General features: G+C 56.7%; 23 protein-coding genes. 21 read left to right on the top strand and 2 right to left on the bottom strand.

Annotation, left to right across the window (positions count from 1 at the left end; translation table 11 throughout):
• Positions 1 to 130: 130 nt before the first annotated feature.
• Positions 131 to 1,429 (bottom strand): tRNA (N(6)-L-threonylcarbamoyladenosine(37)-C(2))-methylthiotransferase MtaB, encoded by a 1,299-nt coding sequence (mtaB, locus tag NE623_RS00770; protein WP_305146066.1) that lies wholly within the window; start codon positions 1,427 to 1,429, stop codon positions 131 to 133.
• Positions 1,430 to 1,558: 129 nt separating this feature from the next.
• Here mtaB and NE623_RS00775 point away from each other — a divergent pair, with 129 nt between their 5' ends.
• The 21 genes from NE623_RS00775 to pta all read left to right on the top strand — a co-directional run bounded on the left by NE623_RS00775 (position 1,559) and on the right by pta (position 18,385).
• Positions 1,559 to 2,734, top strand: a complete 1,176-nt coding sequence (locus NE623_RS00775; RefSeq protein ID WP_256271104.1) for a D-alanyl-D-alanine carboxypeptidase family protein — start codon at positions 1,559 to 1,561, stop codon at positions 2,732 to 2,734.
• Between the two features lie 109 nt (positions 2,735 to 2,843).
• Complete coding sequence (locus tag NE623_RS00780) at positions 2,844 to 4,178, top strand: glucose-6-phosphate isomerase (protein WP_256271103.1); 1,335 nt, start codon at positions 2,844 to 2,846, stop codon at positions 4,176 to 4,178.
• Between the two features lie 47 nt (positions 4,179 to 4,225).
• A complete protein-coding gene (locus tag NE623_RS00785) occupies positions 4,226 to 4,630 on the top strand; it encodes a type IV pilus twitching motility protein PilT (RefSeq protein WP_256271102.1) in 405 nt (134 codons plus the stop codon).
• Between the two features lie 162 nt (positions 4,631 to 4,792).
• A complete protein-coding gene (locus tag NE623_RS00790) occupies positions 4,793 to 5,293 on the top strand; it encodes a YceD family protein (protein ID WP_256271101.1) in 501 nt (166 codons plus the stop codon).
• Positions 5,294 to 5,317: 24 nt separating this feature from the next.
• Positions 5,318 to 5,503, top strand: coding sequence for a 50S ribosomal protein L32 (rpmF, locus tag NE623_RS00795; RefSeq protein WP_007046791.1), 186 nt, complete (start codon positions 5,318 to 5,320; stop codon positions 5,501 to 5,503).
• A 64-nt stretch (positions 5,504 to 5,567) separates the two neighbouring features.
• Positions 5,568 to 6,896: a DUF512 domain-containing protein gene (locus NE623_RS00800; protein ID WP_256271100.1), complete on the top strand. Its 1,329-nt coding sequence runs from the start codon at positions 5,568 to 5,570 to the stop codon at positions 6,894 to 6,896.
• Between the two features lie 39 nt (positions 6,897 to 6,935).
• Positions 6,936 to 8,279 carry a ribosome biogenesis GTPase Der gene (gene der, locus NE623_RS00805; protein WP_256271099.1) on the top strand — a complete coding sequence of 448 codons (1,344 nt, stop codon included), beginning with the start codon at positions 6,936 to 6,938 and terminating at the stop codon, positions 8,277 to 8,279.
• Between the two features lie 2 nt (positions 8,280 to 8,281).
• A complete protein-coding gene (plsY, locus tag NE623_RS00810; RefSeq protein WP_256271098.1) occupies positions 8,282 to 8,959 on the top strand; it encodes a glycerol-3-phosphate 1-O-acyltransferase PlsY in 678 nt (225 codons plus the stop codon).
• Positions 8,960 to 9,055: 96 nt separating this feature from the next.
• Positions 9,056 to 9,373, top strand: coding sequence for a hypothetical protein (locus tag NE623_RS00815; protein WP_256271097.1), 318 nt, complete (start codon positions 9,056 to 9,058; stop codon positions 9,371 to 9,373).
• 120 nt (positions 9,374 to 9,493) lie between these two features.
• The gene (locus NE623_RS00820) at positions 9,494 to 9,760 is read left to right on the top strand and encodes a hypothetical protein (protein ID WP_256271096.1); all 267 of its coding nucleotides are present in this window, start codon (positions 9,494 to 9,496) and stop codon (positions 9,758 to 9,760) included.
• Positions 9,761 to 9,775: 15 nt separating this feature from the next.
• Complete coding sequence (locus NE623_RS00825) at positions 9,776 to 10,207, top strand: ATP synthase subunit I (protein ID WP_256271095.1); 432 nt, start codon at positions 9,776 to 9,778, stop codon at positions 10,205 to 10,207.
• Entirely contained in the window at positions 10,204 to 11,067 is an 864-nt protein-coding gene (locus NE623_RS00830; protein ID WP_256271094.1) for a FoF1 ATP synthase subunit A, read from the top strand. Before NE623_RS00825 ends, NE623_RS00830 begins: the two co-directional genes overlap by 4 nt.
• Before the next feature lie 32 nt (positions 11,068 to 11,099).
• Positions 11,100 to 11,342, top strand: coding sequence for an ATP synthase F0 subunit C (atpE, locus tag NE623_RS00835; protein ID WP_256271093.1), 243 nt, complete (start codon positions 11,100 to 11,102; stop codon positions 11,340 to 11,342).
• A gap of 26 nt (positions 11,343 to 11,368) precedes the next feature.
• The gene (gene atpF, locus NE623_RS00840) at positions 11,369 to 11,875 is read left to right on the top strand and encodes a F0F1 ATP synthase subunit B (protein ID WP_256271092.1); all 507 of its coding nucleotides are present in this window, start codon (positions 11,369 to 11,371) and stop codon (positions 11,873 to 11,875) included.
• The gene (gene atpH, locus NE623_RS00845) at positions 11,872 to 12,408 is read left to right on the top strand and encodes an ATP synthase F1 subunit delta (protein ID WP_256271091.1); all 537 of its coding nucleotides are present in this window, start codon (positions 11,872 to 11,874) and stop codon (positions 12,406 to 12,408) included. The genes atpF and atpH overlap by 4 nt, the downstream gene beginning before the upstream one ends.
• Before the next feature lie 39 nt (positions 12,409 to 12,447).
• On the top strand, positions 12,448 to 13,968 hold the full coding sequence (atpA, locus tag NE623_RS00850) for a F0F1 ATP synthase subunit alpha (RefSeq protein ID WP_256271090.1): 1,521 nt from the start codon (positions 12,448 to 12,450) through the stop codon (positions 13,966 to 13,968).
• A gap of 21 nt (positions 13,969 to 13,989) precedes the next feature.
• The gene (gene atpG, locus NE623_RS00855) at positions 13,990 to 14,844 is read left to right on the top strand and encodes an ATP synthase F1 subunit gamma (protein ID WP_256271089.1); all 855 of its coding nucleotides are present in this window, start codon (positions 13,990 to 13,992) and stop codon (positions 14,842 to 14,844) included.
• Positions 14,845 to 15,051: 207 nt separating this feature from the next.
• A complete protein-coding gene (atpD, locus tag NE623_RS00860) occupies positions 15,052 to 16,446 on the top strand; it encodes a F0F1 ATP synthase subunit beta (RefSeq protein ID WP_256271088.1) in 1,395 nt (464 codons plus the stop codon).
• A gap of 12 nt (positions 16,447 to 16,458) precedes the next feature.
• A complete protein-coding gene (atpC, locus tag NE623_RS00865) occupies positions 16,459 to 16,872 on the top strand; it encodes an ATP synthase F1 subunit epsilon (protein ID WP_256271087.1) in 414 nt (137 codons plus the stop codon).
• An 84-nt stretch (positions 16,873 to 16,956) separates the two neighbouring features.
• Positions 16,957 to 17,223: a DUF1294 domain-containing protein gene (locus NE623_RS00870; RefSeq protein ID WP_370866658.1), complete on the top strand. Its 267-nt coding sequence runs from the start codon at positions 16,957 to 16,959 to the stop codon at positions 17,221 to 17,223.
• A 196-nt stretch (positions 17,224 to 17,419) separates the two neighbouring features.
• The gene (pta, locus tag NE623_RS00875; protein WP_256271085.1) at positions 17,420 to 18,385 is read left to right on the top strand and encodes a phosphate acetyltransferase; all 966 of its coding nucleotides are present in this window, start codon (positions 17,420 to 17,422) and stop codon (positions 18,383 to 18,385) included.
• 213 nt (positions 18,386 to 18,598) lie between these two features.
• Here pta and NE623_RS00880 read toward each other — a convergent pair whose 3' ends face one another.
• The gene (locus NE623_RS00880; protein WP_256271084.1) at positions 18,599 to 19,060 is read right to left on the bottom strand and encodes an S-ribosylhomocysteine lyase; all 462 of its coding nucleotides are present in this window, start codon (positions 19,058 to 19,060) and stop codon (positions 18,599 to 18,601) included.
• Positions 19,061 to 19,065 lie beyond the last annotated feature (5 nt).

The following is a 19,065-nucleotide window of genomic DNA, read 5'->3' on the forward strand; positions in this document are numbered from 1 at the left end:
TGTTAAAATTTTACCAAAAATTCATACTTATTGCAAGAGGGCAGGCAACAAAAACAGGAAAATAAGCACAATTCTTGCCCTGATTATACAAAAAAGGCAGGCCGAAGCCTGCCACGATGAATCTAGTATATTAAAGAAGCTCGGCACGGCAACGCTTACCGTCCCACGCACCCAGCACAACCTCCACAATGTCGCCGGTCTTATGCCCCGGCGCACTGACCAAAACCGGCAGATACTGCTTTGTATAGCCGGTGAACAGTGTGTTGGACAGCGGCGTCTCCAGCAGCACACTGGCGGTGCGGCCTTGCATGGCGGCAACCTCCGCGGCGCGGACCTCCTCCACGGCGGCGGTCATACGGTGGCTGCGGGCCTCCTTTTCGTGCTCCGGCAGCTGGTCGGGAAAATCAAACGCAGCCGTGCCCTCGCGGCGGGAATAGGGAAAAACGTGCACCTTGAGGAACCGCATACCAGTCACAAAGTCCATGCTGGCCTCAAAATCCTCCTCGGTCTCGCCGGGAAAGCCCACAATCACGTCCGTGGTGAAGCTGACATTTTCCGCACCAAATGCCTGCCGCAGTTGGGCGGCAATGTCAGCATACTGGGCCGTGGTGTAGGGGCGGCGCATGGTGCGCAGGGTCTTGTCACAACCGCTTTGCAGGCTCAGGTGGAACTGCGGGCAGAGCTTCTTCACCGCAGCCATCCGGCGGATATCCTCTGCGTGCAGCATATCGGGGTCAAGACTGCCCAACCGGATGCGCTCAATACCGGGCACCTCTGCGGCCTTTTCAATCAGCTCCACCAGACTTGTGCCGCTGTCGGTGCCGTAGCTGGGCAGGCTGATGGCTGTCAGCACAACCTCCTTGTAGCCGGCCTCGGCCAGGCGGCGCAGCTCCTCGAGCACACTGGCTTCATCACGGCTGCGCACCGGCCCGCGGGCGCGGGGAATCACGCAGTAGGCGCAGCGGCGGTTGCAGCCGTCCTCCACCTTGACAAAGGCGCGGGTGTGCTCGGCAAATTTGTCCATCGGCAGCTCTTCAAACTGCTCGCCTTTTTCATGGGGGCGGATATCCACCACCCGCGTCTGCTCACCGTCAAGCACCTTCTGCACATCGGCCAGAATAGCGTGGCGGTTGCCGGAGCCGGTGACAACATCGGCCTCGGTGATTTTGGCAGCTTCCTCGGGGAAGGCCTGCGGGTAGCACCCGGTCAGCACGGTCACAGCGCCGGGATTTTCCCGCTTGGCACGGCGCAGCCACTTGCGGCTCTTCTGGTCGCCGAAGTTTGTCACCGTGCAGCTGTTGACGATATAGACGTCCGCGCCTTCCTCGTAGGAAACAACGGTGTAGCCGTTTTCCTCAAACAGCTGCGCCAGCGCGCCTGTTTCGTTCTGGTTCACCTTGCATCCCAAGGTATAAAAAGTCACCCGCATGGTCTCTGATTCCTTTACAAATAAAATAGCTTTCCTATTATAATAGAAAATCAACGAAAGTGCAATACTATTTCGCAGACTGGCCGCATAGCCTTTAGCAAAGTGATTTGCGCCGGAGGTGTGCTACCCATGAATAAACGTGCCGTGACCCTGCTGCTCTGCCTGATGCTGGCAGCGTTGTCCATTCTGCGCGGGTTCACCGCCTCGGCGGCGGAGTTCACCCCCGCAACTACGGCGGATTTTGACGTACCCTGCGCGGCGGCTATTCTGGTGGATGAGGATTCCGGCACGGTTCTGTACGAGAAAAACGCCGATGCCCGCCGCCCGATCGCCTCCATCACCAAGGTTATGACGCTGCTGCTTACATTTGAAGCGTTGGAGGCCGGCAAAATCAGTCTGGATGATTTTGTGCCGGTCAGTGAGCACGCCTACCATATGGGCGGCAGCCAGATATGGCTGGAGCCCGGCGAGGAAATGACACTGAATGATATGCTCAAGGCCATCTGCATTTCCAGCGCCAATGATGCTGCCGTGGCCGTGGCTGAGTATGTCGGCGGCAGTGAGCCTGCCTTTGCCGAAATGATGAACGCCCGCGCTGCCGAGCTGGGTATGACGAACACCCATTTTGTCAACGCCTGCGGCCTTGATGAACCCGAACACCTATCCACCGCCCGTGATGTTGCTGCAATGAGCCGGGAAATGCTGTTGCACCACACCGAGGTGCGCGACTACTGCTCCATCTGGATGGACACCCTGCGCGGCGGCGCAACCCAGCTTGTCAACACAAATAAGCTGCTGAAAAGCTACAGCGGCATCACCGGGCTGAAAACCGGCACAACCGGCAAGGCGGGCGTCTGCATTTCGGCCTCCGCCGAGCGCGACGGCCTGCGGCTGATTGCGGTGGTGCTGGGCGCTGCCTCCGGCAAGGAACGCTTTCAGGCGGCCAGCACCCTGCTGGATTACGGCTTTTCCCACTTTGAAAGTGCCGCCGCCGAGCTACCCGCCGATGCACCGCTGTCCCTGCCGGTGGAGCGCGGCACCGCCGAAAGCGTGGTCCTTACCTACACCGCGCCGGAGCGCTGCCTGATGCCGAAGGGGGAGAGCAGCACCCTGCAGGTTGCGCTGGATCTGCCGCAAAAGCTGGCCGCACCCATCCGCGCAGGGGAGACGGTTGGCACGGTGAAAATCTCCAACGGAAGCGCCGAACTTGCGTCCTATCCGGTTACGGCGGCGCAGGACGTTGATGCGTTAAGTTTCACTTACTGCCTGCATCGACTGGCCGAAGGATTGCTGCTGACAAGCTGAATTTGTGCAAATTTAATGAAAAAGTCGAAAAAATACCGCTGGTTTTGCTTGACAATACCGACATAAAACGGTATCATTGGGATATAAAAATATCAAAGGAGGAGTAGAGATGGCTGTTAGTTATAACGGTAAGCATCTTGCAAAATTTATCCGTCCTGAAGAATATGAGGCAATCTATCCGCAGGTCGAGTTGGCCCATAAGCAGCTGGAATCCAAAACGGGTGCCGGTAATGACTTTTTGGGTTGGCTTGACCTGCCTGTTACTTATGATAAGGAAGAATTTGCCCGCATCAAAGAAGCTGCACAGAAGATTCGTTCCGACTCCGACGTGCTGCTGGTGGCCGGTATCGGCGGCTCCTATCTGGGCGCCCGCGCTGTGGTTGAGGCCGTCAAGGGCCAGTTCCACAACGAGACCGATGACGGCCTGAAGATTTACTTCTGCGGCAATACCATCAGCCCCACCGCGCTGAATGATATCATCAAGCTGACGAAGGGCAAGCGCTTCTCCATCAACGTTATCTCCAAGTCCGGCACCACCACCGAGACGGCACTGGCCTTCCGCGTGCTGCGCAAGCTGCTGGAGGATTCCGTCGGCGTAGAGGAAGCCAACAAGCGCATTTATGCCACCACCGACCGTGCCAAGGGCACGCTGAAGCAGCTGGCCACCGAGCAGGGCTGGCCCACCTTCGTGGTTCCCGATGATGTCGGCGGCCGTTATTCCGTTCTGACGGCTGTGGGTCTGCTGCCCATCGCCTGCGCAGGCATTGACATTGATGAGCTGATGCAGGGCGCTGCAGACGGCCGCGAGAAGTTTGGCAAGCTCAGCCCCGACAACGACGCTTACCGCTACGCCATGACCCGCAACATCCTGTACCGCAAGGGCAAGAGCGTGGAGACGCTGGCCTGCTTTGAGCCTGACTTCACCATGATGAATGAGTGGTACAAGCAGCTCTTCGGCGAGAGCGAGGGCAAGGATCAGAAGGGCCTGATGCCTACCTCCTGCATCTTCTCCACCGACCTGCACTCTATGGGTCAGTTCCTGCAGGATGGTGCCCGCGTGATGTTTGAAACCTACGTGGACATCAAGAACACCCGCAATGACTTCTACATTGAGGAGCTTGAGGGCAACTTTGACGGCCTGAACTTCCTGGCCAACCAGAATATGAGCGTTGTCAACCGCAAGGCGATGGAGGGCACGATTCTGGCCCACACCGACGGCGGCGTGCCGCTGGGGCTGATTGAGGTTGACAGCCTTTCTGCTCACGATGTCGGCGAGCTGATTTACTTCTTCTGGAAAGCCTGCGCTGTCTCCGGCTATCTGCTGAGCGTCAACCCGTTTGACCAGCCCGGCGTGGAAAGCTATAAGAAGAATATGTTTGCCCTGCTGGGTAAGCCCGGCTATGAGGACCGCAAGGCAGAGCTGGAAGCTGCCTTGAAAGAGTAAAGGAACTACGCGCTCTGCGCGCTGACGAATATAAGGAGGTAACCCCTATGCTGAAACTGATTGTTGGAACCAAAGGCTCCGGTAAGACCAAGACCATGATCGATATGATCGACAAGGCCACCAAGACCACCTCCGGCAACATCGTTGTCATTGAAAAGTGCATGAAGCTCACCACCGAAATCAACCACGCTGCCCGCCTGGTTGACGTGGATGAGTACGGCGTTGTCGGTGCTGATATGCTGTACGGCTTTGTTGCAGGCGTTCTGGCCGGCAACTATGACATCACCGAGCTGTTCATTGACGGCATCCTGCGCATCATCGACCACGATATGGAGGCAGCCGCCAAGGTTCTGAAGGCCATTGACAAGATTACCCCCAACATTGAGGTTGTTGTCACCGTTTCCGCTAATGCAGCTGACCTGCCTGAGGAGTTGAAGAAGTTCATTATCTGAACCTGAGTCACCGCAATTTTAATGGCGTTTTCAGGGCGGGAAAGTGCTTCCCGCCCTGATTTTATGCCAAAAACACAAAAAAATCTCAAGTTTTTGTGTTTTATGTGTTGACAAGACCCCTCAGCTTGTGTATACTATTTAAGCAACCTTTTGAGGTGTACTATGCAATTTAATCTTCGTTCTTTTCTGGAAAGCGGCCGCAAGCCTTACACGGCGCATTTTGAGGCTGACTTTTCACAGGCGGACTTCGGGGGCTATCAAGTGAACACCCCGGCAGTATGTGACTTTACAGCGACGCTCACCGAGGATGGCGCAGCGTTGCTCTTGTGTGTAAAGGCTCATATTGATGCCGAGTGTGCACGTTGTCTGGAGCCGCTGACCCGGGATTATGATTTCCGGCGCGAGTATTTCGTGCGGGATCGTGATTTGGAGGACCCGGATTTTGAATTGCCGTGCAACGAGAACGGCTGTATCGACCTCAAGGAGCTGGCCTATCAGGAGCTGATTTTTGAGGTGCCCGCAGTGCTGCTGTGCAGTGCTGATTGTCAAGGTCTATGCCCCATCTGCGGCAAGAAGAAGGCAGCAGGGTGTTCCTGCCAACCGGCAGACAATGCTGCCCCTGTAGATGCAAGGCTTAGCATATTAAAACAACTATTAAGTTGAATTTCACCAAGGAGGTGTCCGATTATGGCTATCGTACCCAAGAGAAAGCATTCTCAAGCCCGCCGCGATAAACGTCGCTCTAATGTCTGGAAACTGGAGGCGCCTACGCTGGTGAAGTGCCCGCAGTGTGGCGAACTGAAGGTTCCCCATAAGGTTTGCGGCAAGTGTGGCTACTACAAAGGCCAGGAAGTCATCAAGAAAGAGGCGTAAGTCTCTTGCGTGGGGAGGGCGATGCCTTCCCCATTTTTTATTGATTTTACAAGGAGTGTGAGTCATGGCCCTTTACGTTACAGCAGTGGACGAAAATTCCCCGGCAGAAAAAGCCGGTATCACCGTGGACTGTGCACTGCTGGCCATTGACGGCCACCCCTTGAACGATGCACTGGATTACCAGTTCTATACAACACCGGCTGCCTTCACGCTGGAAATCTGCGAGAAGGAGCAACCCCGCACGGTGCAGATTGCAAAAGGGGAATATGAGCCCCTTGGCTGCAACTTCAAGACCTATCTGGGCGATGAAAAGCATAGCTGTGCCAACCACTGTATGTTCTGCTTCATCGATCAGCTGCCTCCCGGTATGCGCGAGCCGTTGTATTTTAAGGATGATGATGAACGCCTGAGCTTCCTGTTCGGCAACTATATCACCTTAACCAACCTGACGGAGCACGAAATCGACCGCATCATTCAGATGCACATCAGCCCCATCTTTGTTTCGGTGCACACCACCAATCCGGCGCTGCGCGTGCGGATGCTGGCCAACAAGCGCGGTGGGGAGGTGTTGCAGTACCTTCCCAAGCTGGCACAGGGCGGCATTGAACTGAACTGTCAGCTTGTGCTCTGCCGCGGCATCAACGATGGCGAGGAGCTGCGCCGCACCCTGACCGATTTGCTGGCGCTGCGCCCGCAGGTGGGCAGTATTGCCGCCGTGCCTGCCGGTGTGACCGATTACCGCAAGGGCCTGTTCAAGTTGACGCCCTACGATAAGGAAAGCGCCGCTGTCACGCTGGATATTTTAGAGGAGTTTGCCTACAAATGCCGCGATGAATACGGCCGTAGCATTGTCTATCCCAGCGATGAATGGTATCTGACAGCAGAGCGCCCGCTGCCCCCGGCTGAATTCTACGATGAATTTGCCCAGCTGGAGGACGGCGTCGGAATGTGGCGGCTCTACCATGATACTTTCTTGGAGGAGCTGGAAAATTATTCCGGTCTGGTTCTGCCCCACAGCGTGGACGCCGTGACCGGTACGTTGGCAGGGCCGCTGATTCAGGACTGCGCCAACGCGCTGATGCAGAAATACCCGCAGGTAAAAATCACGGTACACCAGATAAAAAATGAGTACTTCGGCGGCAATGTCAGCGTGGCCGGGCTGATCACCGGCACAGACATCATCAAGCAGTGTACAGGCCGCCTGCACAGCGATTTGCTGACCGTGCCCGAGGTTATGGTGCGGGATGAAAAGGGCCAGTTTCTCGATGATATCACCTTGAAGGAGCTCGGCAAAGCGCTCAGCTGCCGGGCTGTCAGTATCCCCACCGATGGCGGCGGCTGCTGCAAGGCGTGGCTGAGCACCCATAAGCGAAAAATCAAGCTGAAACGATAATCTTTGATAATCTGAACGAACAGAGGGAGGAAGGCAGATATGGCAAAACCCATCGTAGCTATCGTGGGCCGCCCCAACGTGGGCAAATCCACCATTTTCAATAAGCTGACCGGCCAGCGCCTCGCCATTGTGGAGGACACGCCGGGCGTTACCCGCGACCGCATCTTCTGCGATTGCGAATGGTCCGGCCACAAGTTCCTGCTGGTGGACACCGGCGGTATTGAACCGCGCATTGATGACGGCCTGCTGGCCCATATGCGGGAGCAGGCCCAGCTGGCCATTGACTCCGCAGACTGCATCGTTATGGTGACTGAGCTGTCCGCAGGCGTTACGCCGCAGGACCAGGACGTTGCCGGTATGCTTATGCGCAGCGGCAAGCCGGTTGTGCTGGCCGTCAACAAGTGTGACAAGGTCGGCGAGCCGCCGATGGAGCTGTATGATTTTTACAGCCTCGGTCTGGGCGAGCTCATCCCGGTTTCCGGCGTGCACGGCCACGGCACCGGCGATTTGCTGGATGCCGTCTGTGCGCATCTGAACTTCGAGGAGGAAGAGGAGGACACCGATGACCGCATTTCGGTTGCTGTCATCGGCCGCCCCAATGTCGGCAAGTCCAGCCTGATTAACCACATCCTCGGCGAGAACCGCCTGATTGTTGCCAACGAGGCCGGTACCACCCGCGATGCCATCGACACGATGGTGGAGAACAAATTCGGCAAGTTTATCTTTACCGATACCGCCGGTCTGCGCAAGCGCGGCAAGGTGGAAAGCGGTGTTGAGCGCTACAGCGTCCTGCGCAGCCTGGCCGCTGTGGAGCGCAGCCGCGTCTGCGTTATTATGATTGACGCCACGGTCGGCTTCACCGAGCAGGACTCCAAGGTGGCGGGCTACGCCCATGAGCAGGGCAAGGCCTGCATCATTGCGGTCAACAAGTGGGACGCCGTTGAGAAGGACAGCTACACGATGGATGCTATGCGCAAGAAGCTGGAGGACGATTTCAGCTTTATGTCCTACGCGCCGATTGTCTTTATCAGCGCCAAGACTGGCCAGCGCGTAGACAAGCTGTTTGAGACCATCCACTTTGTGGACGTCCAGAACGGCACCCGCGTGCCCACCGGTGCATTGAACGAGATGCTGGCCCGCGCCACCGCCAAGGTACAGCCGCCGTCTGACAAGGGCAAGCGCCTGAAGGTGTTCTATATCACCCAGATTTCTACCCGCCCGCCGACGTTCGTCTGCTTTGTCAACCAGAAGGCATTGTTCCATTTCTCGTACCAGCGCTATCTGGAAAACCAGATTCGGGAGACCTTCGGCCTGACCGCAACCCCCATCAGGATGATTACCCGTGAGCACGGTGACGGCGCGGTCAAGGCAGGAAAGGTGTAACTATGTTTCTTCACATTGTAGAGGCCTGCCTGCTGACGGCGGGCAGTGCCTATCTGCTGGGCAGCCTCCTGTTCGGCGTGCTGGTTTCCAAAATCATGTACAAGGATGATGTGCGCCAGCACGGCAGCGGCAATGCCGGTATGACGAATGTCCTGCGCACCTACGGCAAGCTGCCCGCGGCGCTGACCACCATCGGCGATGTGGGCAAAAGCGTGGTGGCTGTCAATCTGGGCCGCTTCTTCTTTGATGCCCTGCTTTCCGGCACGGGGGCAGGCTGGCAGAACCCGCTGGACCCGGTTTGCGGTGCGTATCTGGCCGCCATCTTCTGTATGATTGGCCACAGCCGTCCCCTTTTCTTTGGCTTCAAGGGCGGCAAGGGCGTTCTGGTCGGTGCGGGCGCAGCCCTTGCCACCGAGCCGCTGGTCTGCCTGGTACTGCTGGTTATCTTCCTTATTGAGGTTGCTGTTACCCGCATTGTCTCGCTGGGCAGCATCATCATTGCCGCACTGTACCCGGTGGGCACTTTGCTTCATCTGATTGCAAAGGGCGCCAATCTGCCCACCATTCTGTTCAGCACAATTTGTTGTGTCATTATGGCCGCTATGGTCATCTGGCTGCATCGTTCCAACATCGAGCGCCTGAAAAACGGCACCGAATATCGTTTTGGACAAAAGAAATAACCTGTCCCATTTACACCGTATGATTTTGGTCATGCGGTGTTTTTTGTACATTGAGTCTTACTCTGTTTATACGATATACTAAGTAGGTGATGTGAATTGACTATTTCCATCGAAAACGTCTGGGCGCTTCTGCAACAGCATCAGCAGGAGACCTTCTACACGGCCAAGGGCCTGCCCTTCACCTACACCATTCGCGGTGGGGAGCTCTTTGTTGACCGGCGGCAGAAATCCATCACAATTTCCACGGTGGAGAAAGCGCTGGAAAAAATTGGTCGGCTGCAGGCGGACGGTATTGCCATCACGGGCCCAAAGAAAATCGGCTGCTATGGGGCAAGCTATCTCTATCCGGTGCTGCTGGCATTGGGAATTTTCAGCCTTCCCACGCCGGAGGAAGCAGGCCAGCTCCACTTTTAAAACACAGCATATAGCACTCAATCTGTACAAAAACGGCCACATACGTGAAAAATAACTGTTGAATTTTTGTGCAAACTGTTGTATACTGTGAACATACGGCAAAGGCAGGGGAGGCAGAAGATGAAGGGTATTTATGACGTTGCCCGGCATCTTGTCTGGCTTACCCAGTTCGGGCTCAGCGTGGTCATTCCGCCGGTGCTCTGCATACTGGGTGCTGTCTGGCTGAAAAGGCAGTTCGCGCTGGGCGGCTGGGTTGTGGCGGTCGGCGTGGCCGCTGGTGTGCTGGCGGCCATAAGCTGTCTGCACGGCTCCCTGCAGGCATTGAACCGGCAGGGGAAGGGCTTTGAAAAAAAGCAGCCGCCGCCCGTCAGCTTTAACCAACATTGAGAAAGGAGAGACCTTATGCAGAAGCATCGTGATGTTTTTGCGCAGGCCAGCCGTCTGGCTGTGGCTGTGGCGCTCTGCATTGCTGCCATGCTGGCCGTCTATGCACTGGCCGGGCACTTCACCAATGCGGTGCTGCTCGGTGCGATGATCGGCTTTGTGCTCTCGATGGGAAATTTCCTCTCTCTGAGCATCACGGTCTCCAACGCATTGGACCGCGCCGCCAACGGCGGCAGCCCGCAGAAGGCACAGCAGGAGATACAGACCTCCAGCGTTGTCCGCCCGGTTGTGCTCGTTATTATCTACATCCTGATTTTCCGGGCTAAGCTGTGCGACCCGCTGGCGGCAATTCTGCCGCTGCTTTTCGCGCAGGTATGCCTGAAGCTGATTGATTTTTTCCGCAAAGATGATTCTTCAAAGCCTGAAAAGGATGGTGATACACCCCGATGAATGGCCCTAAGATTTACTTTACCATTCCCTTGTTCGGCGGCATTGACATTACGCAGACGACAGTCTCGTCCTTCGTGGTTATGGTGCTGCTCTGCGTGGCCGCCATTGTGCTGGGACGTGATTTGCAAAAGCGCCCCGGCCGCCGTCAAGTCCTTGTCGAAAAGGCCGTGACCATGCTCTATGATATGGTGGAAAGCACGATGGGCAAGCATAACAGCTATTGGACGCCCTACATCGGCGCGCTGTTCCTCAGCTCAATGTGCGGTTCCTTTATCGGTATGACCGGCATTTTCCGTTCGGCCACGGCCGATTTGTCCACTACCGTGACATGGGCGCTGATGACCAGCTTCCTCTGCTGGGGCTGCTCCATCAAGCGCAACGGCGTCGGCGGCTGGCTGAAAGGCTTTACCGAGCCGATTGTGGTTATGACCCCGATGAACCTTGTCTCCGAGATTGCCCAGCCGATTTCGATGGCGTTCCGTCACTTCGGCAACATTGCGGGCGGCAGCGTGCTGACCAGCCTTGTGTATTCTGCGCTGGCCACCGTTTCTGCCGCTGTGCTGGGCCTTGTAGGCAAGAGCTTTGTGGTGGGCATCCTTATCCTTGTCATCGGTGCGGCGCTGCTCTACAGCGGCGTAAAAAGCAAAAAGATGGCGCGCAAGATTTTCGGCGTTGTCTTTGTGGCAACCGGTGCACTCTCTCTTTTGGGGCTGACAGGCGTACCTTATCTGGAGGTCGGTGTTCCCGGCATCCTGAGCCTGTATTTTGATATTTTCTCCGGCGGTGTACAAGCACTTGTTTTCAGCCTGTTGACAATGGTGTATGTGGGCAATGCCTGCCCGCCGCCGCAGGAAGCGTAACACTGTATTCATTATTTTAGGAGGATACTTTTATGGAAGCTGCAATCGTAAAAGCTGCCTGCGCCATCGGCGCCGGTATCGCAATGGGCTTTGGTGCTATCGGCCCGGCTATCGGTGAAGGCAACGCCGTTGGCAAGGCACTGGAGGGCATGGCCCGCCAGCCCGAAATGGCCAATGACCTGCGTACCAATATGATTCTGGGCTGCGCCATCACCGAATCTACCGGTATTTACTCGCTGGTTATCGCGCTGCTGCTGCTCTTCGTGGTCAGATGAAACTGCTGGAAATGGAGGAATAGCTCATGACGGGCTTTGAAAGTTTTGTAGGCATCAACCCGTGGACTGCGCTGTTTACCTTCTGCAATATGCTCATCACCTTTTCGGTTCTGAAGCATTTCCTTTTCAAGCCGGTCAAAAAGATGATTGACGATCGCCAGCAGGAGATTGATACGATGTACGCCGATGCCGATGCCGCCAAGCAGAAGGCCGCTGCCCTTGAAAAGGAGTACGCGGACCATCTGCAGAGCATCAAGGATGAGCGCGACAGTATGCTGCGTGAAGCCACCGCCCGCGCCCAGAAGCGTGAGGAGGAAATCCTCAACGAGGCAAAGAATGAGGCAGCCTCCATCCGCGCGGCGGCAGAGGCTGACATCGCACAGGAACGCAAGAAGGCTGTCAACGATCTGAAAAACGAGATTGGCGGTATGGCCGTTGAAATCGCCGGTAAGGTTGTGGAGCGCGAAATCAATGAGTCCGACCATCAGGCGCTGATTGATGAATTTATCCGGAATGTGGGGGATGCCTCATGACCGAGCTTGCGAAGCGTTACGGCGGCAGCCTGTATGAGCTGGCGGCAGAGGAAAACCTTGCCGATGAGCTTTTGCAGCAGCTGCAGACCGCAGTGGACAGCATTCAGGCTGAGCCGCAGTATCTGCGGCTGCTGGCAACGCCCAGCGTCCCCAAAAAGGAGCGCTGTGCACTGCTGGCACAGGCCTTTGAGGGCGCACATCCGTATCTTGTCAACTTCCTCAGGCTTCTGTGTGAGGAGGATTTGATTGCAGAGCTCCCGGGCTGCCTGCGGGCATTCCGCGACCGCTACAACGCGGACCATGACATTCTTGAGGTCACAGCGGTGTCGGCGGTTGCCCTGACCGTGCCCGCCCGTGAAAAGCTGCTGGCAAAATTGCAGACAATGACAGGCAAGAATATCGTTCTGACCGAGACCGTGGACCCGTCCGTTATTGGCGGTATGCGGCTGGATATGGGCGGTACCCGTCTGGACGGCACCGTGCAGCGCCATTTGGAGCATCTGCGGGAAGAAATCGACGGTGCAACCCTTTAACATTGCACTCATTCTATAGATTGTGTGGTGAACCAAACAGTGCAACTGAAACCCGAACAAATCTCCCGCATCATCCGTTCCCAGATTAAGTATTATGAAAACGCCATTGAGCAGACGGAAACCGGAACGGTAACGATGGTGGGCGACGGTATTGCGCGTGCGGCAGGACTTGACAACTGTATGGCCGGTGAGCTGGTGCAGTTTGAAAGCGGTACCTACGGCATGGCACAAAACCTGGAAGAAAACAGCATCTCCATCGTCCTGCTTGGTGACGATGAAGGCATCAAAGAGGGCAGTACCATCAAGCGCACCGGCAAGGTTGTCTCCGTGCCGGTCGGCGAGGGTATGATTGGCCGCGTTGTCAACGCGCTGGGCCAGCCTATTGACGGCAAGGGCCCCATCGAGGCCTCCGACTACCGCGCCATTGAGTCCCCGGCGCCCGGTATTCTGGAGCGCCAGCCGGTCAAGCAGCCGCTGCAGACCGGTATCAAGGCCATTGACTCGATGATTCCCATCGGCCGCGGCCAGCGTGAGCTGATCATCGGCGACCGTCAGACCGGCAAGACCGTTATCGCTACCGATACCATCATCAACCAGAAGGGCAAGGATGTCCTTTGCATTTATGTTGCCATCGGTCAGAAACGCTCTACGGTGGCAACGCTGGTCGAAAACCTGGAAAAGAACGGTGCTATGGCCTATACAACTGTTGTATGCGCCACAGCGTCCGAGCTTTCTCCCTTGCAGTATATTGCACCCTATGCGGGCTGTGCAATGGGCGAATACTTCATGAACAAGGGCAAGCACGTCCTTATCATCTATGATGATTTGTCCAAGCACGCTGTTGCCTACCGTGCACTTTCTCTGCTGATTCGCCGTCCCCCGGGACGCGAGGCTTACCCCGGTGACGTTTTCTATCTGCACAGCCGCCTGCTGGAGCGTGCGGCCAAGCTCAGCGATGCCAAGGGCGGCGGCTCTCTGACCGCACTGCCCATCATTGAGACACAGGCCGGTGACGTTTCCGCGTATATCCCGACAAACGTCATTTCCATCACCGACGGCCAGATTTTCCTGGAAACCGAGCTGTTCCATGCGGGCATCCGTCCCGCTGTCAACCCCGGTATCTCGGTCTCTCGTGTCGGCGGCAACGCCCAGATTAAGGCGATGAAAAAGGTTGCCGGTACGCTCAAGCTGATTTACTCCCAGTATCGTGAGTTGCAGGGCTTTGCCCAGTTCGGCTCTGATCTGGACGCCGATACCAAGGCACGTCTGGCACAGGGCGAGCGCATTGTGGAGGTCCTCAAGCAGAACCGCAACAGCCCGGTTGCCGTCGAAAAGCAGGTGGCCATCCTCTATGCAACGATTCACAGCTATCTGAAGGATGTGGCCGTTGCGGATATTGCCGAGTATGAGCAGCGTCTCTATGAGTATCTGGACGAGAACGTCACCGCCGCAGGCGTGATGGAAACCATCCGTACTACCGGTGATTTGAAGCCCGAAACCGAGGAACAGCTCAAGCAGGTGCTGGCTGATTTCACAGCCCAGTTCCTCAAAGAAAAATAAACTGCAAAGGAGGTGCCGCCGATGGCCGGTTCCATGAAGGAAATCAAGCTGCGTATCCGAAGCGTCGAAAGCACCATGCAGATTACCAAGGCAATGGAGCTTGTGGCGTCCAGCAAGCTGCGCCGCGCCAAGGAGCGCGTGGAAGGCAGCCGCCCTTATTTTGAGACGCTGTACCAGACGCTGTATGACATTGTCAGCACGGACTCTGCCTTTGACAGCCCCTATCTGGAAAAGAGGGAGAGCAAGTGCCGCCTGTATATCGTTATCGCGGGTGACCGCGGTCTGGCGGGCGGTTACAACTCCAATATCCTGAAGGCTGTGGAGGCGGACGCCGCAGGCAGTGACTACTGTGTTCTGCCCATCGGCAAGAAGGCAGTCGAGTTTTTTGAACGCCGCAAGGCCAATGTCCTGACTACTGCTTTTGCGGAGGCGGGGGACTTGTCCGTCAGCGACTGTTTTGAGATTTCCCGCCTTGTCTGCCAGAAATTTCTGGCAGGGGAGATTGACGAAATCCGCCTTGGTTTTACGCAATTTGTCTCTATGCTGACCCAGACGGCTACCGTGCTGCCGGTTTTGCCCTTTGACGCTGCACCGCCCGCACCGGGCCATGAGCGCGAAAGCCTGATGCTCTATGAGCCGGACAGCAAGTCTGTCTTTGAGGCCATCATTCCGGAGTATCTGGCCGGTGTTGTCTATGGTGCGCTGTGTGAGAGCGTTGCCAGTGAGCAGGGGGCACGCCGTATGGCAATGGATGCCGCCACAAAGAACGCAGGCGAGATTATTGACCATCTGAACCTGTACTACAACCGCGCCCGTCAGGCTGCTATCACGCAGGAAATTACCGAGATTGTGGCTGGTGCTAACGCGGAAAGCTGAGGCAACACCGCACAATTCGCGCCTGACGGCTTAAGCACCGCTGCTGCGGCTACGAAGCACAATCTGCGTTGCAAAAATGCTCGATAATACATCCAGTATTATCTGCGCTTTTTGCTTAGCAGCTTGCACTTCTCGCTCGCCGCATCGGCACTTAGAATTATGCGGTATTGCCCTGAGTAAAAGAAGCCCACTAAAGGAGTGTGTGCTATGCCAGAAAAACACATCGGAAAGGTAGTACAGGTCATGGGACCTGTGCTGGACATCCGATTCAAGGACGGTGAATTACCCGCCCTGCTGAATGCCATCGAGCTGGAAAACAACGGCAAAAAGCTGATTGTCGAGGTTGCCCAGCACATTGGTGACAATGTGGTTCGCTGCATTGCAATGGCAGCCACGGACGGTCTTGTCCGCGGCGCTGACGCCGTTGATTTGGGTGAGCCCATCAAGGTCCCCGTTGGTGACGAGTGCCTTGGCCGCGTGTTCAACCTATTGGGTGAACCTGTGGACGAGCAGCCCGCCCCCGAAACAACCGAGCGCTGGCCCATTCACCGCGCTGCCCCTAGCTTCGACGAGCAGGAGTCTGCCACTGAGATTCTGGAAACAGGCATCAAGGTTGTTGACCTGATTTGTCCCTATGCCAAGGGCGGCAAGATTGGCCTGTTCGGCGGTGCCGGTGTCGGTAAGACCGTTCTGATTCAGGAGCTTATCTATAACATCGCCACCGCCCACAACGGCTATTCCGTTTTTACCGGTGTCGGCGAGCGCACCCGTGAGGGCAATGACCTGTACGGCGAAATGCGCGAAAGCGGCGTTCTGAACAAAACGGCGCTGGTCTACGGCCAGATGAACGAGCCGCCAGGAGCACGTATGCGCGTGGCACTGTCCGGCCTGACGATGGCGGAGTATTTCCGTGACGTCAAGCATCAGGATGTGCTGCTGTTCATTGACAACATCTTCCGTTTCACGCAGGCAGGCTCTGAGGTTTCGGCCCTGCTGGGCCGTATGCCCTCTGCCGTTGGCTACCAGCCCACGCTGGCCACCGAGATGGGCGCTCTGCAGGAGCGCATCACCTCCACCCGCAAGGGCTCCATCACGTCTGTGCAGGCCGTTTACGTGCCCGCCGATGACCTGACCGACCCCGCGCCCGCTACCACCTTCACCCACCTGGACGCCACTACCGTTCTGAGCCGTGACATTGCCTCGCAGGGCATTTACCCGGCTGTTGACCCGCTGGATTCCACCTCCCGCATTCTTTCGCCGGAGGTTGTCGGTCAGGAGCACTATGAGGTAGCCCGCGCCGTGCAGCAGGTGCTGCAGCGCTATAAGGAGCTGCAGGACATCATTGCCATTATGGGTATGGATGAGCTGTCCGAAGAGGACAAGATTACGGTTGCCCGCGCCCGCAAGGTGCAGCGCTTCCTGTCGCAGTCCTTCCACGTGGCAGAGCAGTTTACCGGTATGCCCGGCCAGTATGTGCCGCTGAAGGAGACCCTGCGCGGCTTCAAGATGATTCTGAACGGCGAATGTGACAGCATTCCCGAAAGCTGCTTCCTGTTCGCCGGTACGATTGACGATGTTCTGGCCAAGGCCAAGCAGCAGTAAGGCGGTGGGAATATGGCAACTTTCCCGCTGAAAATTATGACGCCGGACGGTGTAGCGTTTGACGGCGAGGTTGTCTCGCTGTCCTGCCGCACCATCAACGGCCAGATTCAGCTGCTTGCTAAGCACATTGACCTGTGTACCGCACTGGGTATGGGCGAGGCCCGCATCAAGCTGGAGGACGGCACAACCCGCCGCGCCGCCTGTATGGGCGGTATGCTCAGCGTGCTGAAGGGGGAGTGCCACCTGCTGGCAACCACCTTTGAGTGGGCTGATGCCATTGATGCAGAGCGCGCCGCCCGCAGCAAGGCACGCGCCGAGGAAATCCTTGCCCAGAAAAATCTGGACAAGCGTGATTTGGAGCTTGCCGAAGCCCGCCTAAAGCGTGCGCTGGTGCGCAGCAGTGTGGTAGCCCGCAAGGATATCTGATTCTGATTCAGCCCCCGCCTGGCGGGGGCTTTTTCGTGGTTTTACAAGAGGGCAGGAGCGTATACAGAATTTATGAATACAGCTGTGATTTATCTTATTTTTATGAACCTTATCGGCTTTGGTCTGATGGGCATTGACAAGCAGCGCGCCCGCCGCAGGGACTGGCGCATCCCGGAAAAAGTCCTGTTTGGTGCTGCACTGCTGGGCGGCAGCGTAGGCGCTTGGGCCGGAATGTATCTGTTTCACCACAAGACAAGGCACTGGTATTTTGTGGTGGGTATGCCGCTGATTCTGGCCGTACAGGCGGCGCTTGTGTGGTATTTTCGGCCGATGCTGTTCGGTCACATTTGATAAATAATCTACAATCCCACCTTGACATTTTATTAACTTTGTGAGATATTTTGCCTTGCACCTGCTTTCCGCACATATGTTGCCCAGATTCGCCGCAAAGCGCACAATTTCTTTGCAAAGGGTAAAATGGGTGCTATAATAGCAGTGTAAGTGTTATGCAGCCGTGTGCTGCTGGAATTATGGAGGTTATCAGAGTATGTCCATTTTCGAGGATTTTGAGAAAAAGCTGCAGGCTGAGCCGAAGTCTATCGTCTTTACCGAGGGTACCGATGCCCGCATCCTGTCCGCTGCAAGCCGCCTGCTGGCTGGTAAGACGTTGAAGGTCATCCTGCTGGGTGAGGTTGAGGCCGTCAAGAAGGCCGCAGCAGAGGGCAGCTTTGATATCACCGGTGCCGAGATTATCGACCCGACCAACTACGAGGGCTTCGATGAGATGGTTGCCAAGATGGTTGAGCTGCGCAAGGGAAAGATGACCGATGAGCAGTGCCGTGCCGCCCTGTCCAAGGGCAACTACTTCGGCACCATGCTGGTCAAGATGGGCAAGGCCGACTGCCTGCTGGGCGGCGCTACCTACTCCACCGCTGACACTGTCCGCCCCGCACTGCAGCTCATCAAGTGCAAGCCCGGCATCAAGTCTGTCAGCTCCTGCTTCATTCTGATGCGCGGCGATGAGAGCATTGCTATGGGTGACTGCGCCATCAACATCGACCCCTCCGAGGACGAGATTGTGGAGTCCACCGTTGAGACTGCCCACACTGCTGAGATTTTTGGCATTGACCCCCGCGTTGCACTGCTGTCCTATTCCACCAAGGGCTCCGGCAAGGGCGAGACCGTGGACAAGATGCGCAACGCCACCCTGCGTGTGCAGGAGGCTCACCCCGAGCTGAAGGTTGACGGCGAGCTGCAGTTTGACGCTGCCGTTGCCCCCGAGGTCGGCCAGCTGAAAGCTCCCGGCTCCAAGGTTGCCGGTTACGCCAACACCTTCATCTTCCCCAACATCAACGCTGGTAACATTGGCTACAAGATTGCCCAGCGTCTGGGCGGCTTTGAGGCCTACGGCCCCATTCTGCAGGGCCTGAACGCCCCCATCAATGACCTGTCCCGCGGCTGCAACGCCGAGGAGGTCTACAAGATGGCCCTGATTACCGCCGCACTCATCTGATTGCATAAACAGCCTACATAAAAACAAAATCGGCCGCCTGCCGTGAGAAATCACAGCAGGCGGCCGATTTATTTGATAGCGCTGTAGGGGCCCGGGCACGCCCGGCCCGCAAGTTCCCCGTAAATAGCATTTGTCGGGAAACTTCACCCTCATCCGGCCCTGCGGGGCCACCTTCTCCCATGGGGAGAAGGCTTTTCGGAGGGGGATTATATCTTAATAGTGCAGCTGTTCTGCGGTCAGCTTTTCCAGCACCGGCAACATAGCGGCGGCTTCGGCGCGGGCGGCGATGGGATCCATCATCAGATAGTTGCCGCACTCCACCGCGGAAGCGCCGGGAATTTCGCCGGTGTATCCGGCCATCCACGCAAAGGCACTGCGGGTCAGCTCCAGCGCTTCAGCAGGGGTCAGCCCGGTGGTCAGCAGATAGAATCCGGTCAGGCAGCCCATCGGGCCGACATAGACAACACCCTTGCTGTACTTGCTGTTGCGGGCATAGGTTGCAAACAGGTGCTCCAGCGTGTGGGCGGCGGCGGGGGAAAGATAGCTGCCCTTGTTGGGCTGTTTCATACGGATATCCCACGTCAGAATTTCGCCGTTTGCGCCGTCCTGCCGGGACAGATACATACCTGGCAGCAGCTTTGTGTGGTCAACGCAAAAACTTGCAATTCGCTCCATTGTGC

It is taken from the genome of Gemmiger formicilis, from assembly GCF_024462815.1.
Classification (GTDB): Bacteria; Bacillota; Clostridia; order Oscillospirales; family Ruminococcaceae; genus Gemmiger.